20 protein-coding genes are annotated in these 18,516 nt (G+C 73.7%); 15 read left to right on the top strand and 5 right to left on the bottom strand.

Annotated elements, in window-relative coordinates; genetic code table 11:
* The first annotated feature begins 7 nt into the window (after positions 1 to 7).
* The 9 genes from ACFO0B_RS23035 (at position 8) to ACFO0B_RS22995 (ending at position 8,792) form a co-directional block, all read left to right on the top strand.
* A complete protein-coding gene (locus tag ACFO0B_RS23035) occupies positions 8 to 2,251 on the top strand; it encodes a PTS fructose transporter subunit IIABC (protein WP_378614643.1) in 2,244 nt (747 codons plus the stop codon).
* Positions 2,252 to 2,293: 42 nt separating this feature from the next.
* A complete protein-coding gene (locus ACFO0B_RS23030) occupies positions 2,294 to 2,551 on the top strand; it encodes an HPr family phosphocarrier protein (protein WP_378615269.1) in 258 nt (85 codons plus the stop codon).
* An 81-nt stretch (positions 2,552 to 2,632) separates the two neighbouring features.
* The gene (locus tag ACFO0B_RS23025; RefSeq protein WP_378614642.1) at positions 2,633 to 3,277 is read left to right on the top strand and encodes a DUF6968 family protein; all 645 of its coding nucleotides are present in this window, start codon (positions 2,633 to 2,635) and stop codon (positions 3,275 to 3,277) included.
* A gap of 18 nt (positions 3,278 to 3,295) precedes the next feature.
* Positions 3,296 to 3,961, top strand: a complete 666-nt coding sequence (lexA, locus tag ACFO0B_RS23020) for a transcriptional repressor LexA (RefSeq protein ID WP_378614641.1) — start codon at positions 3,296 to 3,298, stop codon at positions 3,959 to 3,961.
* 302 nt (positions 3,962 to 4,263) lie between these two features.
* Positions 4,264 to 4,794, top strand: a complete 531-nt coding sequence (locus ACFO0B_RS23015; RefSeq protein WP_378614640.1) for a hypothetical protein — start codon at positions 4,264 to 4,266, stop codon at positions 4,792 to 4,794.
* Between the two features lie 136 nt (positions 4,795 to 4,930).
* Positions 4,931 to 5,347 (top strand): anti-sigma factor, encoded by a 417-nt coding sequence (locus ACFO0B_RS23010; RefSeq protein ID WP_378614638.1) that lies wholly within the window; start codon positions 4,931 to 4,933, stop codon positions 5,345 to 5,347.
* Between the two features lie 117 nt (positions 5,348 to 5,464).
* Positions 5,465 to 6,736, top strand: a complete 1,272-nt coding sequence (locus ACFO0B_RS23005; protein ID WP_378614637.1) for a PP2C family protein-serine/threonine phosphatase — start codon at positions 5,465 to 5,467, stop codon at positions 6,734 to 6,736.
* Entirely contained in the window at positions 6,733 to 8,352 is a 1,620-nt protein-coding gene (locus ACFO0B_RS23000; protein WP_378614636.1) for a sensor histidine kinase, read from the top strand. Before ACFO0B_RS23005 ends, ACFO0B_RS23000 begins: the two co-directional genes overlap by 4 nt.
* Complete coding sequence (locus tag ACFO0B_RS22995) at positions 8,349 to 8,792, top strand: response regulator (protein ID WP_378614635.1); 444 nt, start codon at positions 8,349 to 8,351, stop codon at positions 8,790 to 8,792. The genes ACFO0B_RS23000 and ACFO0B_RS22995 overlap by 4 nt, the downstream gene beginning before the upstream one ends.
* Before the next feature lie 155 nt (positions 8,793 to 8,947).
* Here ACFO0B_RS22995 and ACFO0B_RS22990 read toward each other — a convergent pair whose 3' ends face one another.
* Positions 8,948 to 9,310, bottom strand: coding sequence for an STAS domain-containing protein (locus ACFO0B_RS22990; protein ID WP_067649504.1), 363 nt, complete (start codon positions 9,308 to 9,310; stop codon positions 8,948 to 8,950).
* A gap of 175 nt (positions 9,311 to 9,485) precedes the next feature.
* Positions 9,486 to 10,235 (bottom strand): oxygenase MpaB family protein, encoded by a 750-nt coding sequence (locus ACFO0B_RS22985; protein WP_378614634.1) that lies wholly within the window; start codon positions 10,233 to 10,235, stop codon positions 9,486 to 9,488.
* Between the two features lie 138 nt (positions 10,236 to 10,373).
* Here ACFO0B_RS22985 and ACFO0B_RS22980 point away from each other — a divergent pair, with 138 nt between their 5' ends.
* Positions 10,374 to 11,828: an MDR family MFS transporter gene (locus tag ACFO0B_RS22980; RefSeq protein WP_378614633.1), complete on the top strand. Its 1,455-nt coding sequence runs from the start codon at positions 10,374 to 10,376 to the stop codon at positions 11,826 to 11,828.
* Between the two features lie 160 nt (positions 11,829 to 11,988).
* Here the strand turns inward: ACFO0B_RS22980 and ACFO0B_RS22975 are convergent, their stop codons facing one another.
* Entirely contained in the window at positions 11,989 to 13,065 is a 1,077-nt protein-coding gene (locus ACFO0B_RS22975) for an NAD-dependent epimerase/dehydratase family protein (RefSeq protein WP_378614632.1), read from the bottom strand.
* A gap of 136 nt (positions 13,066 to 13,201) precedes the next feature.
* Here ACFO0B_RS22975 and ACFO0B_RS22970 point away from each other — a divergent pair, with 136 nt between their 5' ends.
* The 4 genes from ACFO0B_RS22970 (at position 13,202) to ACFO0B_RS22955 (ending at position 16,614) form a co-directional block, all read left to right on the top strand.
* Positions 13,202 to 13,954, top strand: a complete 753-nt coding sequence (locus tag ACFO0B_RS22970; RefSeq protein WP_378614631.1) for a siderophore-interacting protein — start codon at positions 13,202 to 13,204, stop codon at positions 13,952 to 13,954.
* Positions 13,955 to 14,058: 104 nt separating this feature from the next.
* The gene (locus ACFO0B_RS22965) at positions 14,059 to 15,111 is read left to right on the top strand and encodes a Gfo/Idh/MocA family protein (protein ID WP_378614630.1); all 1,053 of its coding nucleotides are present in this window, start codon (positions 14,059 to 14,061) and stop codon (positions 15,109 to 15,111) included.
* Between the two features lie 65 nt (positions 15,112 to 15,176).
* Positions 15,177 to 15,968: a M50 family metallopeptidase gene (locus ACFO0B_RS22960; protein WP_378614629.1), complete on the top strand. Its 792-nt coding sequence runs from the start codon at positions 15,177 to 15,179 to the stop codon at positions 15,966 to 15,968.
* A gap of 82 nt (positions 15,969 to 16,050) precedes the next feature.
* Positions 16,051 to 16,614 carry a type 1 glutamine amidotransferase domain-containing protein gene (locus ACFO0B_RS22955; RefSeq protein ID WP_378614628.1) on the top strand — a complete coding sequence of 188 codons (564 nt, stop codon included), beginning with the start codon at positions 16,051 to 16,053 and terminating at the stop codon, positions 16,612 to 16,614.
* Between the two features lie 4 nt (positions 16,615 to 16,618).
* Here ACFO0B_RS22955 and ACFO0B_RS22950 read toward each other — a convergent pair whose 3' ends face one another.
* Together ACFO0B_RS22950 and ACFO0B_RS22945 are read right to left on the bottom strand one after the other, a co-directional pair.
* On the bottom strand, positions 16,619 to 17,107 hold the full coding sequence (locus tag ACFO0B_RS22950) for a gluconokinase (RefSeq protein ID WP_378614627.1): 489 nt from the start codon (positions 17,105 to 17,107) through the stop codon (positions 16,619 to 16,621).
* Positions 17,104 to 17,235: a hypothetical protein gene (locus ACFO0B_RS22945; RefSeq protein ID WP_378614626.1), complete on the bottom strand. Its 132-nt coding sequence runs from the start codon at positions 17,233 to 17,235 to the stop codon at positions 17,104 to 17,106. The genes ACFO0B_RS22950 and ACFO0B_RS22945 overlap by 4 nt, the downstream gene beginning before the upstream one ends.
* Before the next feature lie 273 nt (positions 17,236 to 17,508).
* On the opposite strand from ACFO0B_RS22945, the gene ACFO0B_RS22940 reads away from it, so the two are divergent.
* On the top strand, positions 17,509 to 18,426 hold the full coding sequence (locus tag ACFO0B_RS22940; RefSeq protein ID WP_378614625.1) for an LLM class F420-dependent oxidoreductase: 918 nt from the start codon (positions 17,509 to 17,511) through the stop codon (positions 18,424 to 18,426).
* The last annotated feature ends 90 nt before the right edge of the window (positions 18,427 to 18,516 follow it).

Below are 18,516 nucleotides of genomic sequence, written 5' to 3'. Positions count from 1 at the left end.
CACCCCGATGGCCGATCCGATCATCACCCCGGAACTGATCGCCCTCGACGCCGACCTCGGCGCCGACAAGGACGCGGTGATCGCCGCGCTCGCCGGCACCCTCGCCGCCGCGGGGCGTGCCTCCGACGCGGGCGAGCTGCGCGCCGCCGCGCTGGCGCGCGAGGCGCAGTCGGCCACCGGGCTGCCCGGCGGGATCGCCATTCCGCACTGCCGGAGCGCGGCGGTGCGCACGGCGTCGCTCGGGTTCGCCCGGCTCTCCCCCGCCGTCGATTTCGGTGCTGCGGACGGCCCCGCCGATCTGGTGTTCCTGATCGCCGCCCCGGAGGGGGCCGGGAGCGAGCACATGAAGCTGCTCTCCGCGCTGGCGCGGGCGCTGGTGCGCAAGGATTTCGTCGCCGCGCTGCGCGGGGCGGGGTCGGCGGACCAGGTTGTCGCGCTCGTCGAGGGTGTGGTGGGCGGAAGGAGCTCCGCCGGCGCAACGGGCGCTCCCGCGAACACGGCCGCCGGGGTCACGGGTGCCGGCAGCAAAGCAGGCACCGCGGGCGGCGGCGGTGCCGCGGCCAATGCGGCGGTAGGCACCGAGGCAGCCGCGGACGGCGGGTCGGCGACGAGCACCGCCTCGACGCCGGGCGCCGGGTCGGCCGCGACGGGTACTGCGGCGGCGGGTGCCGGTGTGGCAGCCGGTAGCGCGACAGCGGGCGACGGTTCGGCGGCCGGCGGAGTCGCTGCCGCCTCGTCCGGTGTTGCTGCCGCTGCCGACGGCACCGGAGGAGGCGAGGCAGCTGACCGCCCGCTGATCGTCGCGGTCACCGCGTGCCCGACCGGGATCGCGCACACCTATATGGCGGCCGACGCCCTGGTCGCCGCGGGGCATGAGGCCGGGGTCGAGGTGCAGGTCGAGACCCAGGGCTCGAGCGGGAGCACGCCGCTGGCCGCGAGCACGCTGGCCAGGGCCGCCGCGGTCATCTTCGCCACCGATGTCGGAGTGCGTGGGCGCGAACGCTTCGCGGGCAAGCCGGTGATCGAGTCCGGCGTGAAACGCGCGATCAGCGAGCCGGGCACCATGGTGGCCGAGGCGCTGCGCGCGGCGCGCGACCCGAAGGCCGCCACCGTCGCGGGGGCGACCCCGGCCGACGGTCCCGGCGAGCAGGCGACGCTCGGCTGGGGTACCCGGCTCCGGCAGATCCTGCTCACCGGTGTGAGCTACATGATCCCGTTCGTCGCGGCGGGCGGCCTGCTCATCGCCCTCGGCTTCCTGCTCGGCGGCTACGAGATCTCCGACAACGCGAAGACCATCGTGCTGGAGAACTCGCTGACCGCGCTGCCTGCTGGCGGGCTCGGCACCTACCTGGGCGCGCTGCTCTACCAGCTCGGCTCTCTCGCCTTCTCGTTCCTGGTCCCGGCGCTGGCGGGCTACATCGCCTACGCCATCGCCGACCGGCCCGGCCTGGCGCCAGGTTTCACGGCGGGCGCGGTGGCCGTGTTCGTCGGCGCGGGCTTCCTCGGCGGCCTGGTCGGCGGCATCGTCGCCGGTTTCCTCGCGCTCTGGGTGGCCCGCATTCCGGTGCCGCAGTGGGCCCGCGGCCTCATGCCGGTGGTGGTGATCCCGCTGCTCGCCACGCTCGGCGTCGGCGTGCTCATGTTCGCCGTGCTCGGCAAGCCGCTGGCCGCGGTGAGCAGCGGCCTCACCGACTGGCTGAACGGCCTGAGCGGCACCTCCGCCATCGCGCTCGGCGTGATCCTCGGGCTGATGATGTGCTTCGACCTCGGCGGCCCGGTGAACAAGGCGGCGTACTCGTTCGCGGCGGCCGGGCTCTCGGTCACCGACCCCGCGTCGCTGCGGATCATGGCCGCGGTGATGGCGGCGGGCATGGTGCCGCCGCTGGCCATGGCGCTGGCCGCGCTGGTGCGGCCGCGGCTCTTCACCCCCGCCGAGCGGGAGAACGGCAAGGCGGCCTGGCTGCTCGGTGCCTCCTTCATCTCCGAGGGTGCCATCCCGTTCGCCGCGGCCGACCCGCTGCGGGTGATCCCGTCGATGATGGCGGGCGGCGCCGTGACCGGCGCGATCGTCATGGCGGCCGGGACGACGCTGCGTGCCCCGCACGGCGGCATCTTCGTCTTCTTCGCGGTCGGCGGACTCGGCGGCTTCCTGCTCGCGCTGGCCGCGGGCACGGTGGTCGGCGCGGGCTGCGTGGTCGCCGCCAAGCAGTTCACCCGGCGGACGCCCGTCGCCGCGGCCGTCCCCGCCTGACTTCAGCACCGAATACCCGACATGTCCGAACAGGAGAACCCCATGCACACCGTCACCGTCGCCGTCGGATCCTCGATCGGCCTGCACGCCCGCCCCGCCGCCGTCATCTCCGAAGCCGTGATCGCGGCGGGCACCCCGATCACCCTCGCGCTGGGTGACGGCGAGCCGGTGCCTGCCGACTCCGCGCTCATGATCATGACGCTCGGCGCGACGCAGGGCACCGAGGTGGTGGTGGCCGGCGAGGACCGAGCCGCCGTCGACCGGATCGCCGAGCTGGTCGCCCAGGATCTCGACGCCTGAACTCCGCAGGCCACGACGGCTGCCGCCGGCCGTGGCCGCGACCAGGTTACGAAAACGGACCGATCGGGTACCCAGTGACACATGAGACCGATAGACATCCGGGAAAGGGAGGACACGGCGCCGCCCGCGGTGGGCGGGTCCGGCCACCACACCGGCGGGCACCAGTGGCGGCGCATCCGTGACGTGATCGCGTCGCGGACGGTGTCCGATGGTTCGCGACCGGTCTCCATCGACATCGGGGCGCCGCAGGTCGCCGCCGAGACGCAGGGGGTGGTGTGCGGATTCCGCATCGCGGGGGTCGGCGAGCGCTGGGCCTCCGGCACCGATTCGCTGGCCGCGCTCTACCGCGCGCTGCTCGGCGTCGCCGACGACCTCGCCGCCGCCAACCGCCGCGGCGCCCGCTTCGAACTGCTCGACCCGGCCGATCTCGCCTTCCCGGCACCGGCGACGGGCACCACCCTGCGTCCCGCCGACCCGGAGCACACGTCGCAGTCGCTGGTCGCCGCGCGCACCCTGCACGGCGCGGACGGGCCGTACTCGATCATCGTCGGCCGTCCGTACCCGTCCGAGGACGGCCGGTACACACTGTGCCGCTTCCACATCAGCGAGCATCGGCCCGCCGTCGCCTCCGGGGTGGACGGAATCCAGGCGCTGCTCACCGCGTTCCGGATGATCGCCGGGCTGTGCGACCTGCCCGCGGACTGGCCGGTCAGCCGGCTCGCCTGACCGATCTAGCATGAGCGGGTGACCCGCTTCCGCCAGCCCGCCCCCGACCTCGACCTTCCCGACACCTCGGTGCTGCCGCCGCGACAGCGGCAGATCCTCGGCGCCATCCGGGATTGGGCCGTCGCGCACGGGTATTCGCCCTCGACCAGGCAGATCGGCGATGCGGTCGGGCTGCGCTCCACCTCGACCGTGTCCCGGCACCTGCGCGACCTGGAGGAGCGTGGCTTCCTGCGGCGCGGCGCAGCCGCCACCCGGCCGATCGATGTCCGGCTGTTCCTCGCCACCGACGGCGAGCGGGCCGGTTCTCCCGATTCGGTGCCGGTGCCGCTGCTCGGCGATATCGCCGCCGGTGCGCCGATCACCGCCGAGGAGCACTTGGACGAGGTGCTCGACCTGCCGCGCGAGCTGGTCGGCCGCGGCGAGGTGTTCGCGCTCCGGGTGCGCGGCGACTCCATGGTCGACGCCGCCATCTGCGACGGCGACACCGTGGTGGTGCGGCGCCAACCGGACGCGCACTCCGGCGAGATCGTCGCCGCGCTGCTGGACGGCGAGGCCACCGTGAAGGTGCTGCGCAGGCGGGGCGGCCACGTCTTCCTCGAGCCGCGCAACCCCGCCTACCCGGTGCTCGACGGCGACGGGGCGGCGGTGCTCGGCAAGGTGGTTTCGGTGCTGCGCCGGGTCTGAGCCGCGGCCCCGACGCGCCGCTGATCCGGCCGTGCACTCGGCGATTCCCGTCCGAATCCGCCGAAACGATTGCCCCGCACCGCAGCTCACGCGAGAATGAACAGGCCGAATGCCTCCGGGCATTCCGCACGCAGGGGACGTACCGGCCGCGCGCCGAGTTCGATCCCGCGCCCGGCGACCGGTCGAGACCTCCGGCCGCGCCGCGGACGCGTGCGCCGCGCTCGACGTGGCCGGATCTCCCGCTCGGGTGCCGCGCGGCCGAATCGAACTCGGCCGCCGTTGCCGAGAGACAGTGGGGAATCATGAGAGTCGATCGAATCGCCGTCACCGCCGTGCTCGCCGCCGCCGTCACCGCCGGCGCCGCGGGGGTGGTGCACGCCGCGCCCGCCCCGGCCGCCGCGGTTTCGGTGCAGGGCAACGAGCAGGGCATCGCCTTCACCACCACGCCGGCCGCCGACGGCAGGCTGGTCACCACCGTCGCGGCCGGGAGCTTCGCGGTCACCGGCGGGGCCGTCGCGCTCAGCGACGCGGCAGGCACCGTCGTTGCCGTGGTCCCCCTGACCGTGCAGACCGGGGGCGGCGCGGTCGACCTGCGGCCCGTCGTCGGCGACGCCGGGCGCACGCTCACCCTCGCCCCGGTCTCCGCGACCGGCGAGGTGCAGCCGGTGCAGGACGAGACGACGGCGCGCAAGCAGTACAACGCGGGGGTCGGCGCCATCATCGGGGCCGGGATCGGCGCGGTGCTCGGCTTCTTCCTCGGGGGGGTCGGGGCGCTGGTCACGGTGCCGATCGGGGCCGGAATCGGCGCGCTCATCGGTTTCTCCACCCCGTGAGCGAAGCTCTGTCGCAGCACGCGCGGCGCGTCTGCCCCTCGGGGACAGGCGCGCCGCGCGCGTTGCGGGGAAGTTCTCCCGGCGCCACGCCCGGCGTCCCCTCGGGGCGCATCCTCGGCCCGACGGCGGGCGTGTGATGGCGATGCCGGAGCCGGAGGTCGCGGCGCCGGGGGACACCGTGGTGACGGTGCGGATCCCGGCGGCGGCGGAGCGGCTGCCGACGCTGCGGGCGCTCGCGGTCGCGACCGCGGCGGCGGCCGGGTTCGGGGCGCGTGAGTCCGGCGAGGTGCGGGACGCGCTGGGCCGGGTCGCCGAGGCATTGCTGGCCCGAACGGTGCCGGGCAGCGCCGTCGACGGCACGCTGACCGGTCGGGGCGGAACCGTGCTGGTCCGGCTGCAGACGGTGACCAGGGCCGGGCCCATCCCGCGGACCGCAGTCGGCGCTGCCACCCCGTCGCTGACGCACCGCGCCGCCGCCTTCCGCGCGCCCTTCGACGGCACCGCAGGCGGGCACCCGACCGTGGTCGACCTCTGCTGGGCCGGCCCGGAGTGAGACCGGGCGCGCCACGCCGCCGATCCGCGCGCGCGGGTGCGCACCGAATGTGGCACAGTTGCGCGGCGGCACCGGTGACCCTGTCGGTCGCGCGGGACGATCGAGGAGGCGAGGCGCATGCTGTCCGGGCAGCGGGAGTCGGCGGTCGGCGCCGCGCGCGCGGAGGCCGAGCGCGTCGCAGCGGGGCTCGTGCACGCCGCCGGTGACTTCCAGGTGCAGGCCGAGCCCGCCGTGCTGCTGGTCGAGGACGACCGGGCGGACGCGCTGCTGGTCGAGGAGCTGGTCGCGGACGGCGCCCCCGGCCTCCGGATGACCTGGGTGCGCACCATGGCCGAGGCCGGGGAGCACCTGGAGCGGCACCGCCCCGACTGCGTCCTGCTCGACCTGCACCTGCCCGATGCCAGCGGCATGGAGGCGGTCGCCCGGATCCGCGGCTTCACCGACCAGGTCGCCATCGTGGTGCTCACCGGCCTGGACGAGGAGCAGACCGGGCTCGCCGCGGTCGCGGCGGGCGCGCAGGACTACCTGGTCAAGGGCCGGGTGGAGCCGGAGCTGTTCGGCCGCGCGGTGCGCTACGCCATCCAGCGCAAGCAGACCGAGCGCGCCGCCGTCGCGCTGCGCGCCAGCCAGATGCAGGCGCAGGAGAACTCCCGGCTGGAGCGCGGCCTGCTGCCCACCCCGCTGCTGCGCGGCGAGCGGGTGGCCGACATCTATACCCGGTACCGCCCCGGCCGCGCCTACGCCCTGCTCGGCGGTGATTTCTACGACGTGGTGCAGGACGCCGACGGCACCGTGCACGCGCTGATCGGCGACGTCGCCGGGCACGGCCCGGACGAGGCCGCGATCGGCGTCGCGCTCCGGCTGGCCTGGCGCACCCTGGTACTCAGCGGGATCAGCGGGTCGCGGCAGCTGGAGCTGCTGGAGGAGGTGCTGCTCGCCGAGCGGGCGGGCAACCACACCTTCGCCACGCTGACCACGCTGGTACTCGACCCGCGCAAGCGGGTGGCGCGGGTGATCCGCGCCGGGCACCCCGGCATGCTGGCCCGCACCGACTCGGGCACCGACTGGGTGGAGGTGGCGGGCGGCCCCGCGCTCGGGCTGCTGCCCGGCCGCGCGGTCTGGCCGAGCCACCAGTACCCGATGAGCGAGGACACCGGGCTGGTGCTCTTCACCGACGGCCTCTACGAGGGCCACATCGGCCCTGGCAATCAGCGGCTCGGCGAGGACGGGCTCTACGAGCTGGTCTCCTCGGTGCCGCGGATCGACCCGAACGTCTTCATCGATGCGCTGATCGCCAAGGTCGAGGCGATGGCCGACGAGCACGGCGGCCTCGCCGACGACGTCGCGGTCATGTACCTGCGCTGGGCGCGCCCGGAAACGGGCGCATGAACCGCGCGGCGAACGGCGTCTCCGGCCGGTTCACCGTCCAGACCTGGTTCCAGCTGGTGCTCGGGGCGATGGTGCTGATCGTGCTGCTCGGCGGCGCCGCGGGCGCCGAGGTGATCGCTGACACCAACCGCAGCACCGACCGGCTGCTCGATCGCATCCAGCCCGCCGCGGCCGAGGCCTATCTGCTGCAGGGCGCGCTGATCAACCAGGAGACCGGGGTGCGCGGCTACGCCATCGCGGCCGACCCGCAGTTCCTGCAGCCGTACACCATCGGCAGGCAGGAGGAGGAGCGCGCCGCCGGCCGGATCCGCGAGCTGGCCGGCGACAACGCGGCGCTGATGGCCGATCTGGATACGCTGGAGCGGCTGGCCGACGCGTGGCGCGCCTCCTACGCGGCCCCGGTCACCGAGGCCACGACGCCCGCGGCGGCACAGGAGGTCGCCGGGCAGAGCGTGGAGCGGAGCAAGGCGCTCTTCGACCAGCTGCGCGCCCAGTTCATCACGCAGAACCAGGGTTTCGCGACGGCGCTGGCCGCGGACCGCGCGGATCTGACCCGCACCAGGAACATCCGCAATGCCGTGCTCGGCGGGGTGGTCGGGATCTTCGTGCTGGCCGCCGTGCTGCTCACCGTCATCGTGCGCAGGCTGGTGGCGCGGCCGCTGGCCGAGCTGGAGCGGGCGTCGCTGCGGGTGGCCGGTGGCGAGTTCGATCACCATATCGAGGCGCGGGGTCCGTCGGATCTGCGGACGGTGGCCGAGGCGGTGGAGGACATGCGGCGCCGGATCGTGGCGGAGTTGCAGTCCTCGCGGGCGCAGGAGGCGAAGCTGGCCGAGCAGGCGGCGGATCTGGATGCCCAGACCGTGGAGCTGCGGCGGTCGAATCAGGAGCTGGAGCAGTTCGCGTATGTGGCCTCGCACGATCTGCAGGAGCCGCTGCGGAAGGTGGCGTCGTTCTGTCAGCTGCTGGAGAAGCGGTACGGCGATCAGCTCGACGAGCGGGGTAAGCAGTACATCGACTTCGCGGTCGACGGTGCCAAGCGGATGCAGGTGCTGATCAACGATCTGCTCACCTTCTCCCGGGTCGGCAGGCTCACCGACGCCGCCGAGCCCGTCCCGCTGGACGACACCCTGGACAAGGCGCTGACCAACCTGGCATCGATCGTCGAGGAGACCGGTACCGAGGTGCGGCGGCCGGACCGGCTGCCCGAGATCGTCGGCGACCGCACGCTGATGACCATGCTGTGGCAGAACCTGATCGGCAACGCGGTGAAGTTCGCGGCGCCCGGCCGTCCGCCGGTGATCGAGGTGGAGGCAGGCGTCGACGGCGCCGAGCACCGATTCCGGGTCACCGACAACGGCATCGGGATCGCGCCGGAGTTCGCGGAGAAGGTCTTCGTGATCTTCCAGCGGCTGCACAACCGGGAGGAGTACTCGGGCACCGGGATCGGGCTGGCGATCTGCAAGAAGATCGTGGAATTCCACGGCGGCCGGATCTGGATCGACACCGAGTTCACCGGCGGCGCCCGCTTCTGCTTCACTCTTCCACGCACGGCCGACCTCGAATCGTCCACCGGGACCGGGGCCGCCGAGACCAATGAAACCGAGGAGACCTCGTGACGAGTTCCGGCGAGCCCATCGACATCCTGCTGGTGGAGGACGACCCCGGCGACGAGTTGATGACCCGCGAAGCCTTCGAGGACAACAAGATCGGCAACAACCTCTACGTGGCGCACGACGGCGAGGAGGCGCTGGACTTCCTCTACCGGAGGGGGCCGTGGGGCGAGGCGCCGCGGCCGGATCTGATCCTGCTCGACCTGAACCTGCCGAAATACGACGGACGCCAGGTGCTGGAGCGGATCAAATCCGATCCCGACCTGGCGTCCATTCCGGTGGTGGTGCTCACCACCTCGGCGGCGGAGGAGGACATCCTGCGCAGCTACAAGCTGCACGCCAACGCCTACGTGACGAAACCGGTCGACCTGGACCAGTTCGTCGCGGCGATCAAGCAGATCGACGACTTCTTCGTGCAGGTGGTGCGGCTGCCGCGGCAGCGGTAGGGGGTTTCGCCGGGCTCCGCCCCGGGGACCCGGTGGCCGCCTGCCGCCACGCGGCCCGATCGGCGCGGGCCGCGGGCGGATCGGGAATCCGGGGCCCGCGGACCGCTACTCGACCTCGTCGCGCCGGGCCACCGGAGCTCCCGGCAGGTGACCCGTCACTCGGACGGGCGAACCTCCTCCGACGCCAGCGCGTCGTCCCTGGTCGCGAAGACCTGGAGCACCCGGTCCAGCCCGGTGATCTCGATCGGCCTGCGCACCGGCTCGGACGCCACCACCCGGAGCGAGCGCTCCGGCGCCGCCTCGGCGGCCACGAGCAGCACGCTGAGCCCGGCGGAGCCGAAGAATCCGACGCCGGACAGATCCACCACCAGTACGGGCGGCTCCGCCCGCAACGCCTCCTCGACCGCCGACTGCAGGTCGGGCGCCGACGCCATGTCGATCTCACCCGCCGCCGTCAGCACGACGGTCGACCCCACCGTCTCGGTACGGACGTCCAACGCCCTGTCCTCAGCGCTCACCGGGCGACCGCTCCGTCAGTGTCCGGGATCATCATCAACAACCTCCGCCAATGTCGAGGCCGCCCACGTGCCCGTGGCTGGACACCGGGTGGCCTTCAGCGGCCAAACTACCCCATCGAGCCGCGCCGATCCGACACACCGACGTGGACGGGCCGTTTCGGTGGCCGCCGATCCGCTACCGGCGCGCGGCCGGGATCAGCCTGGCCCGCGGGGTGAGCCCGGCGAGCACGGTACGCACCGCGATCGCGTGCGCCGCGCTCGCCGCCCGATCGCCCGGTCGCAGCGGCACCTCGAGCAGTTCCCGGGTGCGCGGGTGCAGCAGTGTGCGCACCGCCGGGCCGGGCAGGGTGCGCGGCCACCAGGCGTCCGGGCGCAGCAGCGCGGGGGTGAGCAGCGCGCTGTCCGGGGTCACCGCGAGCTCGGTGGCGCAGACCCGGTCCAGGTACGCGGTGAAACCGGCCCAGGTCTCCGGCATGGGCCGGGCGGAGATGCCGTAGCGCAGGTACCAGCGGCGGCAGTCGGCGTAGAGCTCCTCCTTCTCGGCAGCGCGGAGCGGGCGGGCGAAGGTCTCGATGGCGGTCACCAGGGTGTCCACGTAGGTGGCGTGCTGGAAGAAGAACAGCTCCGGGTTGAGGCCGTGATAGCGGCGTCCCCTGCTGTCGACGCCGTGCACCAGCTCGTGGCCGTAGCGGACGGCCGGGTGCGGGTCGCGCGGGGTGTAGGCCAGGTGCACGAGGTGCGAGACCACCCGTTTCTTGTGGTGCCAGAGCGAGCTCGGCGCGTGCGCCACGATGGCGGCGGCCACCGCGGGATGCAGGATCTGCAGCCCGACCGCGCGCGGCAGCGCGAGCGCGAAGCGGCGGTCGCCGAGGTAGCGGCCGAGCAGCGAATCGGCATCGGGGTCGGTGGCGCGGAGCCGGGACACGTCGATGTGCCACCTCCGAGTAGATGAAACAGATTATCTCTCATTATATCAGCAGGGATCGGCGGAAACCCCCGTGCGCCGGCCCGAACCGGCCCGATAAATTCGATAGCGAATCAAACGATCCCGAGGAGCGCGCCCGTGCCCACCGACACCCCCGTGTCAACGACCCCGGCGGGCGGGGTCGGGTTCCGCTCCGAGCGCGGCCCGATCCTGGCCGCCATGATGCTGGCCGCCGGGCTGATCGCGCTGGACTCGACCATCCTGGCCACCGCGGTGCCCGCGATCACCGCGAGCGTCGGCGGTTTCGACCGCTTTCCCTGGCTGTTCTCGGTCTACCTGCTGGCCCAGGCGGTGACGGTACCGCTGTACGGCAAGCTCGCCGACGCCGTCGGCCGCAAGCCGGTGCTGCTCGGCGGGATCGCGGTCTTCGCGCTCGGCTCGCTGCTCTGCGGGCTGGCCACCGGGATGACCTGGCTCATCGTGTTCCGCGCGGTGCAGGGCATCGGCGCGGGCGCCATCATGCCGATGACCATGACCATGGCGAGCGACCTCTACACGCTGCGCGAGCGGGCCACCGTGCAGGGTTACATGGCCAGCGTGTGGGCCGCGTCCTCGGTGCTCGGGCCGCTGCTCGGCGGGCTCTTCGCCGACTACCTGGACTGGCGCTGGATCTTCCTGGTGAACCTGCCGCTCTCCGCGGTCGCCGGGTGGATGCTGATCCGGCACTTCCACGAGCGGCGGAGCACCGCGCGCGGCCCGATCGACGCGCTCGGCGCGGTGCTGCTGACCCTCGGCGCGGGCGCGCTGATCCTCGGGCTGCTGGAGGGCGGCACCAGCTGGGCCTGGGGCTCCCCCGCCGGGCTCGGCGTCTTCGCGGGCGGCGGGCTGGCGCTGCTGCTCTTCGTGCTGGTGGAGCGGCGGGCGCGGGATCCGATCCTGCCGCTCGGGCTCTGTACCCGGCGTCCGGTGCTCGCCGCGGCGGCGGTCTCGCTGCTGGTCGGGGCGGTGCTGATGGGCGTTACCTCGTTCGTGCCGACCTTCGCCCAGGGCGTGCTCGGCGTGAGCGCGCTGGCCGCCGGGCTCACCGTCGGGGTGCTCACGCTGGGCTGGCCGGTCACCGCCTCCCAGGCGGGCCGCTTCTACCTGCGCATCGGCTTCCGCCGGACCTCGCTGCTCGGCAGCCTGCTCTGCGCCGCGGGCGCGGGCACCACGCTGCTGATCTCCGCGGCGTCGCCGCTGTGGCAGGTGGCGCTCTCCTGCTTCCTGATCGGCGCCGGGCTCGGCATGGTCTCCACCCCGACGCTCATCGCGGCGCAGTCACACGCGCCGTGGGGCGGGCGCGGGGTGGTGACCTCGACCGTCATGTTCACCCGCGCGATCGGCAGCGCGGTCGGCGTCGCGATCTTCGGCGCGCTGGTGAACGCCAGGGTCGGGGACGTCGACCCGCCGCGCCCCGCCGACCTCGAGGCAGGCACGCACCTGGTGTTCATCGCGGTGGTGGTGGCCGCGGTGGCCATGATCGCGGCCTGTGCGCTCGTCGTCGAGCCGCCGCCGGAGGGTGCGCAGCGCGACGAGGCGGAGAGTCAGCGCTGAGCGGAGCGCGATGCGGGGGCGATGCACGGTGAGCGTGGAGGTGACGACGGCGTCCTCTCTCGCGATTCGCTCGGCGAGGAGGATCGTCGCCCGGGGCGGGGGCGCCGGCTGCGGGGGTTCGGCCGCGGCGGCACTGAACTTCAGCCTTCCGAGCCGAGGGTCAGTTCGAAACCGGCTCCCGATCCACCGGGTCGTACCCGCCGATCCCGGAGCGCAGTTCGCGCCAGCGCCAGCGCCCGCCCGCGCCGGTGGCCAGCGCGGGGGTCGCGCCGCCCGCGCCGTCACGCAGCCCGTCGATCAGTTCGCGCAGCGCCTCGACGGCGGTGTAGCGCGGCCGCCAGCGCAGCTCGGCGGCGGCCCGGCCGCTGTCCAGCACGGGCAGCCGGAGGAAGGCGGCGAAGAGCTCGGGAGCGGCGGGGGCGAGCCGAAGCCCCCATGCCGCGGCGACCGCGCCCTTGACGACGCGGTCCGGCACGGTGATCGGGCGGGCGCCGAAGATCTGGGCGAGCCGGTCGCGGTCGAGCACCGGCTCGGCGGCCAGGTTGAACGGCCCGCCCACCTCGCGGGTGAGCGCGGCCAGGACGGCGGCCGCGACGTCGGTGGCGTGCACCGCCTGCATGGTCAGCCGGGCGGGCAGCGGCAGCATCGGGATCGCCCCGGTGCGCAGCAGCCGATTCGGGAAGAACGGGCCGAGGAAGAGCCTGCGCTGCTCGGCGGCGGCCGCGCGCTGGAAGACGAAGGCGGGCCGCAGCCGGACCACCCGGCAGCCGGGGTGCTCCCACTCGAAGGTGTCGAGCAGCCGCTCCACGTAGGCCTTCTCCCTGGTGTAGGCGGCGGTCGGGCGGCCGTCGGTGGGCCAGCTCTCGGTCACCGGACGCAGGTCGACGCGGGGTGAGTAGGCGCCGACCGAGGAGGTGTAGATCAGCGAGGTCACCGAGGAGGCCGCGACCGCGCGCAGCACCCGCTCGGTGCCGATGACATTGCCGCGCCAGGTGTCCAGCGGGGCGCGCATGGGCTGCATCATCCAGGCCAGGTGCACGACGGCGTCCGCGCCCGCGCAGATCGGGGCCAGGTCGTCGGTGCGGATGTCGGCGCGCACCCACTCGACGCCGAGTGCCGGTTCGTCGGGGATCCGGCGCGCCACCGCCCTGATCTTGTCGACGGCGGGGTCCCCGTTCAGCGCGGCGAGCACGGCGGTACCCACATTGCCCGACGCACCGAGCACAACGACTCGCATTTCGGCCTCCTCGTTCGGTTCTCCTCCCCCGCGCCCTACCCCCGCCGCCGCGCGGCACACCGGAGGTTCGCCACCCGCCGCGATCGGGGCGTAGCGTAGTAAGGCAACCCTTATTGCCGATATCGGAGGTAGCCACGTGGCCCGACCCCGTACCACCCTCACCGTGTTGCGCACCGAACAGCTCACCCCGCACCTGATCCGGGTGCACTTCGGCGGCCCCGGCTTCGCGGCGTTCCGGCCGAGCGAGCACAGCGACTCCTACATCAAGCTGCTCTTCCCGCAGGAAGACGGTACCGAGGTGCAGCGCACGTACACCGTGCGCAGCGTCGACGTGGAGGCGGGCACGCTGGCCGCCGACTTCGTCTACCACGGCGCCGAGGGCATCGCCGGGCCGTGGGCCGCCTCGGTCCAGCCGGGCACCACCATCGACGTCTACGGCCCCGGCGGCGCCTACACGCCGCGCGCGGACGCCGACTGGCACCTGCTGGCCGGGGACGAGGCGGCGCTGCCCGCCATCGCGGCCGGGCTGGAGGCCATGCCCGCCGACGCCGTCGGGGTGGCGTTCGTCGAGGTGGCCGGGCCGGAGGAGGAGCTCAAGCTCGATCATCCGGACGGGATCGAGCTCACCTGGCTGCACCGCGGCGACCGGCCGCCGGGTGAGCTGCTCGCCGAGACGGTGCGGGTCGCCGAGTGGCGCGAGGGGCAGGTGCAGGTGTTCGTGCACGGTGAGGCGCAGGCCGTGATGCACGACATCCGCCGGTACGTGCGCCGGGAGCGCAATGTGCCCGCCGAGTGGGCGGCCTCCATCTCCGGGTACTGGCGGCGGGGGCGCACCGAGGAGGGGTTCCGGGAGTGGAAATCCGATCTCAAGAAGACCGAGGGCCCCTGACCTTCCGACCCGGCACATGGGTCGAGCCGGCGGAGCCGAAGCGATATGGGGGCGCGCCGGACGGGGGCCCTCCGTAGCCGGCGCGCGCAGGTAGCGTCGGGAGCATGAGCGCTCTCGACGTCGCGATCATCGGCTACGGCCTCGCCGGCTCCGTCTTCCACGCCCCGCTGATCGCGGCCGACCCGCGCCTCCGCGTCGCCACCGTGATCACCGGCTCGGCCGAGCGCGCCGAGCAGGCCCGCCGCGAGCACCCGGGCGTCCGGGTCCTCGAGACTCCCGACGCCCTCTTCGCCGACCCGGCGGGCACGGCGTTGACGGTCGTCGCCTCCCCGAACCGCACGCACGCCCCGCTGGCCGCGCGGGCACTCGACGCGGGCATCCCGGTGGTCGTCGACAAACCGTTCACGGTGACCGCCGCCGAGGCCGCCGCCCTGGTGACCCGCGCGGAAGAGCACTCCCTGCTGCTCACCGTGTTCCAGAACCGCCGCTGGGACGGCGACTTCCGCACCGTCCGCCGCCTGGTCGAGGAGGGTGTGCTCGGCCGGGTGCACCGCTTCGAGAGCCGCTTCGAGCGCTGGCGCCCGACCCCGAAGGGCGGTTGGCGCGAGGTCGGCGGCCCGGCGGACGCCGCGGGCATCCTCTACGACCTGGGCCCGCACCTGGTCGACCAGGCCATCGTGCTGAACGGCCCGGTCACCGAGGTCTACTGCGAACTCGACCGGCTGCGCCCCGGTATCAGCACCGACGACGATGCCTTCGTCGCCCTGCGGCACGCCTCCGGCGCCCGCTCCCACCTCTGGGCCAGCGCGCTCGCCCCCCGCCTCGGCCCCCGCTTCCGCGTCCTCGGCGACCACGCCGGCTACCAGGTCGACGGCCTCGACCCGCAGGAGGCCGCGCTCCGTGCCGGCCGCCGGCCGGACGACGGAAGACCATGGGGAACGGTCGATTCCGCGCACTGGGGAACCGTCGGCGCGGAGCCGGACGCCGAGCCGGTCCCCACCCTCCCCGGCGACTACCCGGCCTTCTACGCAGGCGTCGCCGCCGCGCTCCTCGACGGCGCCCCGGCCCCGGTCGATCCCCGCGACGCCGTCACCGGCCTCCGCGTCCTCGAGGCCGCCCGCACCTCGGCCGGATCCGGCACGGTCCAGCGGCTGTAGCCGGCGCCGGTTCCGAACCCGCTTGCCGGGCACCGCGATCGGGCCCGGCCCGGTAGGGTGCGGCGGTGGACTCCGCCGAGTTGATCGACCGGGGCAGGTCGCTCGCCGACAACCTGACCTCGACCCAGCTGCCGCCGCCGTGGTGGCTGGTGCTCGCCACCGGTGCGGTGGCCTTCCTCCTCGTGGCCTACACGCCGGTCTGGCGGGTCACCCGCGCCGCGGTGACGATCGCGCACGAGGGCGGGCACGCCGGGGTGGCGCTGCTCTCCGGCCGCAGGTTGAGCGCCATCACGCTGCACTCGGACACCTCGGGGCTGACGGTCTCCAGCGGCAAGCCGTACGGCATCGGCATGATCCTCACCGCGTTCGCGGGCTATCCGGCGCCGCCGCTGGTGGGGCTGGGGTTCGCGGCGCTGCTCGGCGCCGACCGGATCACCCTGGTGCTGTGGACGACCATCGTGCTGCTGGCCGCCATGCTGATCAAGATCCGCAATCTGTACGGCGCGCTCACCGTCTTCGTGGTCGGCGGGGCGGTGTTCGCGGTCTCCTGGTTCGGCAGCGACCTGCTGCAGGCCGGGTTCGCCTACCTGACCACCTGGTTCCTGCTGATCGCCGGGATCAGGCCGGTGGTGGAGCTGCAGCGCACCCGAAGCCGGGACCGCTCCCGGGATTCCGACGCCGACCAGCTGGCCGGGCTGACCCGGCTCCCCGCGGTGTTCTGGGTGCTGGTCTTCGCCGCGCTCGCCATGTTCGCGCTGCTCATCGGGGGTCGCATGTTGCTCGCCGATGCGACGGGGGTCTGCGTGCCCTACCTCTCCGACGCCCGCTGCTCCGGCCCCGAGGTCACCGCTCCGTAGCCGCGCCGGGGTTTGCGCCCGCCCGCTCGCGGCACGACTACCGCGAAGGCACGATCCGGCGAACGGAAGGAGCGACCCCACCATGACCGAGAACCTCGACGGCGTGCGGGCCCTGATCATCACCGCGCAGACCGGGGTGGAGCACGACGAACTCGTCGACCCGAGGCAATGGCTGCTCGGCAGGAACGCGACCGTCGTGCACGCCGCCCCGGAGCGCGGCGACGTGCAGACCTTCCGGCACGACACCGAGAAGGACGAGGTGGCCACCGCCGACTCCGCGCTGGCCGACGTCACCGCCGCCGACTTCGACATCCTGGTCGTTCCCGGCGGCACGGTGAACGCGGACAAGCTGCGCACCGAGCCGAAGGCGGTCGAGCTGGCCACCGAGTTCGCCAGGGCGGGCAAGCCGATCGCGGCCATCTGCCACGGGCCGTGGCTGCTGGTCGAGGCCGGGCTGGTGCGCGGCAAGACGCTCACCTCCTATCCCTCGCTGCGCACCGATATCGGCAATGCGGGTGGCGCCTGGGTGGACGAGGCGGTGGTGCGCTCCACCGACGACGGCTGGACCCTCATCACCTCCCGCAACCCCGGTGACCTGCCCGATTTCGAGACCGCCATCGGTTCCCAGCTGGGGCGGACGGACTGATCGCTCACCCCTGCCCGGCGAGCAGGTCCGCGATGTGGGCGGCCTGCTCGTCGGGCCCGCCCGCCGCGGGAACCGTCCAGCCGGGCTCGTCGGCGCGCAGCGGCTCCAGCGCCGCCAGCTGACTCTCCAGCAGGCTCGCGGGCATGAAGTGCCCGCGCCGGGCGGCGAGCCTGCGCGCCAGCTCGGCGCGCGGGACGTCGAGGTGCGCGAACCGGACGGCGGGGACCAGCTCCCGCAACCGATCCCGGTAGCGCAGGGCCAGCGCCGAGCAGCTCAGCACCCCGCCGACGGCGGCCAGCCGGGCGCCCGCGGCATCCAGCCACGGCCACCGGTCGGCGTCGGTGAGCGGGACACCCGCGCGCATCTTCGCGAGGTTGGCGGCCGGGTGCAGCTCGTCCCCCTCGGTGAACGGCACCCCCAGCCGGGCCGCGAGCAGGGCGCCGACCGTGCTCTTCCCACTGCCGGAGACCCCCGTCAGCACCAGCGGGGTCACGGCGTGCGCCGCTTCTCGTCGGTGAGCCGCGCACTCACCTGCGGCCCCGAGCGCGGCATGCCGCCGTCCACCACGGAGGGGGCGCCGGTGAGGTACCCGGCCGCGGGCGTGGTCAGCAAGGCCGCCACCGCCGCCACCTCCTCCGCGTGCCCCGGCCTGCCCAGCGGGGAGCCGGGGCACGGCTGCTCCGCGGGTCGGCATCGTCCTCCCCGGTCATCGGCCTCGCGATATCGCCGGGCGCCACCGTGATCCGGTACTCGGCCAGCACCAGCACCTCGGTGAGCGCACCGAACCGGGCCTCGGTTGCACAGTACGGTGCCGCGGCGGCGGTCTCCCCGGCGCCGCCCGACCCTCGGCGCGCGGCCCCACACCCCGTCGCCACCTGCGGCAGGATGGGCCGCATGGAACTGCGTATCTTCACCGAACCGCAGCAGGGCGCGGACTACGACACCCTGCTGACCGTCGCGCGCACCGCCGAGGATCTGGGGTACGACGCGTTCTTCCGCTCCGACCACTACCTGGCCATGGGCGGCGCCGACGGCCTGCCCGGCCCCACCGACGCCTGGATCACGCTGGCCGGGCTGGCCCGCGACACCAGCCGCATCCGGCTCGGCACCCTGGTCACCGCCGCCACCTTCCGGCTGCCGGGCCCGCTCGCCATCCAGGTGGCGCAGGTGGACCGGATGTCCGGCGGGCGGGTCGAATTCGGCCTCGGCTCCGGCTGGTACGCCGACGAGCACACCGCCTACGGCATCCCCTTCCCGGACCGGCGGCTGGCCCGGCTGGAGGAGCAGCTGGCGATCGTCACCGGGCTGTGGTCGACCAAGCCGGGCGACACCTTCGACTACGCGGGCGAGTTCTACACCCTCACTGGCTCCCCCGCGCTGCCCAAGCCGGTGCAGGACCCGATCCCGGTGCTCGTCGGCGGCGCGGGCCCGAGCCGGACCCCGCGGCTCGCCGCCCGCTACGCGAGCGAGTTCAACATGCCGTTCGCCTCGATCGAGGACTCCGCCGCACAGTTCGACCGGGTGCGCACCGCGGTCGCCGAGCACGGCCGCCGGGACGATCTGGTCTACTCCAACGCACTCGTCGCCTGCGTCGGCGACAGTGACGCGGAGGTCGCTCGCCGGGCCGCCGCCATCGGCCGCGAGGTCGACGAGCTGAAACAGAACGGCCTGGCGGGCTCGCCCGCGGAGGTCGTCGACAAGCTCGGCCGCTACGCCGAGATCGGCTCCAGCCGGGTCTACCTGCAGATTCTCGACCTCGATGACCTCGACCACCTGGCGCTGGTGGCCGGGCAGGTACTGCCGCACCTGTGATCCCGGACTCATAGCCGAGAATTAGCCGCCTCCACCCGATTCGAGTTGTGACTCACGGGTAAGCCTCCCGATGTCAACACTGAACGCGAC

Origin of the sequence: Nocardia jiangsuensis, assembly GCF_042650385.1 — a bacterium.
GTDB lineage: Bacteria > Actinomycetota > Actinomycetes > Mycobacteriales > Mycobacteriaceae > Nocardia > Nocardia jiangsuensis.
This window is presented reverse-complemented; position numbering and strand designations above follow the sequence as displayed.

What these genes read in the sequence shown, in the direction of transcription:
- ACFO0B_RS23035 (WP_378614643.1), top strand. Translation starts at nt 8, where the DNA reads ATGGCCGATCCGATCATCACCCCGGAACTGATCGCCCTCGACGCCGAC.
- ACFO0B_RS23030 (WP_378615269.1), top strand. Translation starts at nt 2,294, where the DNA reads ATGCACACCGTCACCGTCGCCGTCGGATCCTCGATCGGCCTGCACGCC.
- ACFO0B_RS23025 (WP_378614642.1), top strand. Translation starts at nt 2,633, where the DNA reads ATGAGACCGATAGACATCCGGGAAAGGGAGGACACGGCGCCGCCCGCG.
- ACFO0B_RS23015 (WP_378614640.1), top strand. Translation starts at nt 4,264, where the DNA reads ATGAGAGTCGATCGAATCGCCGTCACCGCCGTGCTCGCCGCCGCCGTC.
- ACFO0B_RS23010 (WP_378614638.1), top strand. Translation starts at nt 4,931, where the DNA reads ATGGCGATGCCGGAGCCGGAGGTCGCGGCGCCGGGGGACACCGTGGTG.
- ACFO0B_RS23005 (WP_378614637.1), top strand. Translation starts at nt 5,465, where the DNA reads ATGCTGTCCGGGCAGCGGGAGTCGGCGGTCGGCGCCGCGCGCGCGGAG.
- ACFO0B_RS23000 (WP_378614636.1), top strand. Translation starts at nt 6,733, where the DNA reads ATGAACCGCGCGGCGAACGGCGTCTCCGGCCGGTTCACCGTCCAGACC.
- ACFO0B_RS22975 (WP_378614632.1), bottom strand. Translation starts at nt 13,065, where the DNA reads ATGCGAGTCGTTGTGCTCGGTGCGTCGGGCAATGTGGGTACCGCCGTG.
- ACFO0B_RS22965 (WP_378614630.1), top strand. Translation starts at nt 14,059, where the DNA reads ATGAGCGCTCTCGACGTCGCGATCATCGGCTACGGCCTCGCCGGCTCC.
- ACFO0B_RS22955 (WP_378614628.1), top strand. Translation starts at nt 16,051, where the DNA reads ATGACCGAGAACCTCGACGGCGTGCGGGCCCTGATCATCACCGCGCAG.
- ACFO0B_RS22940 (WP_378614625.1), top strand. Translation starts at nt 17,509, where the DNA reads ATGGAACTGCGTATCTTCACCGAACCGCAGCAGGGCGCGGACTACGAC.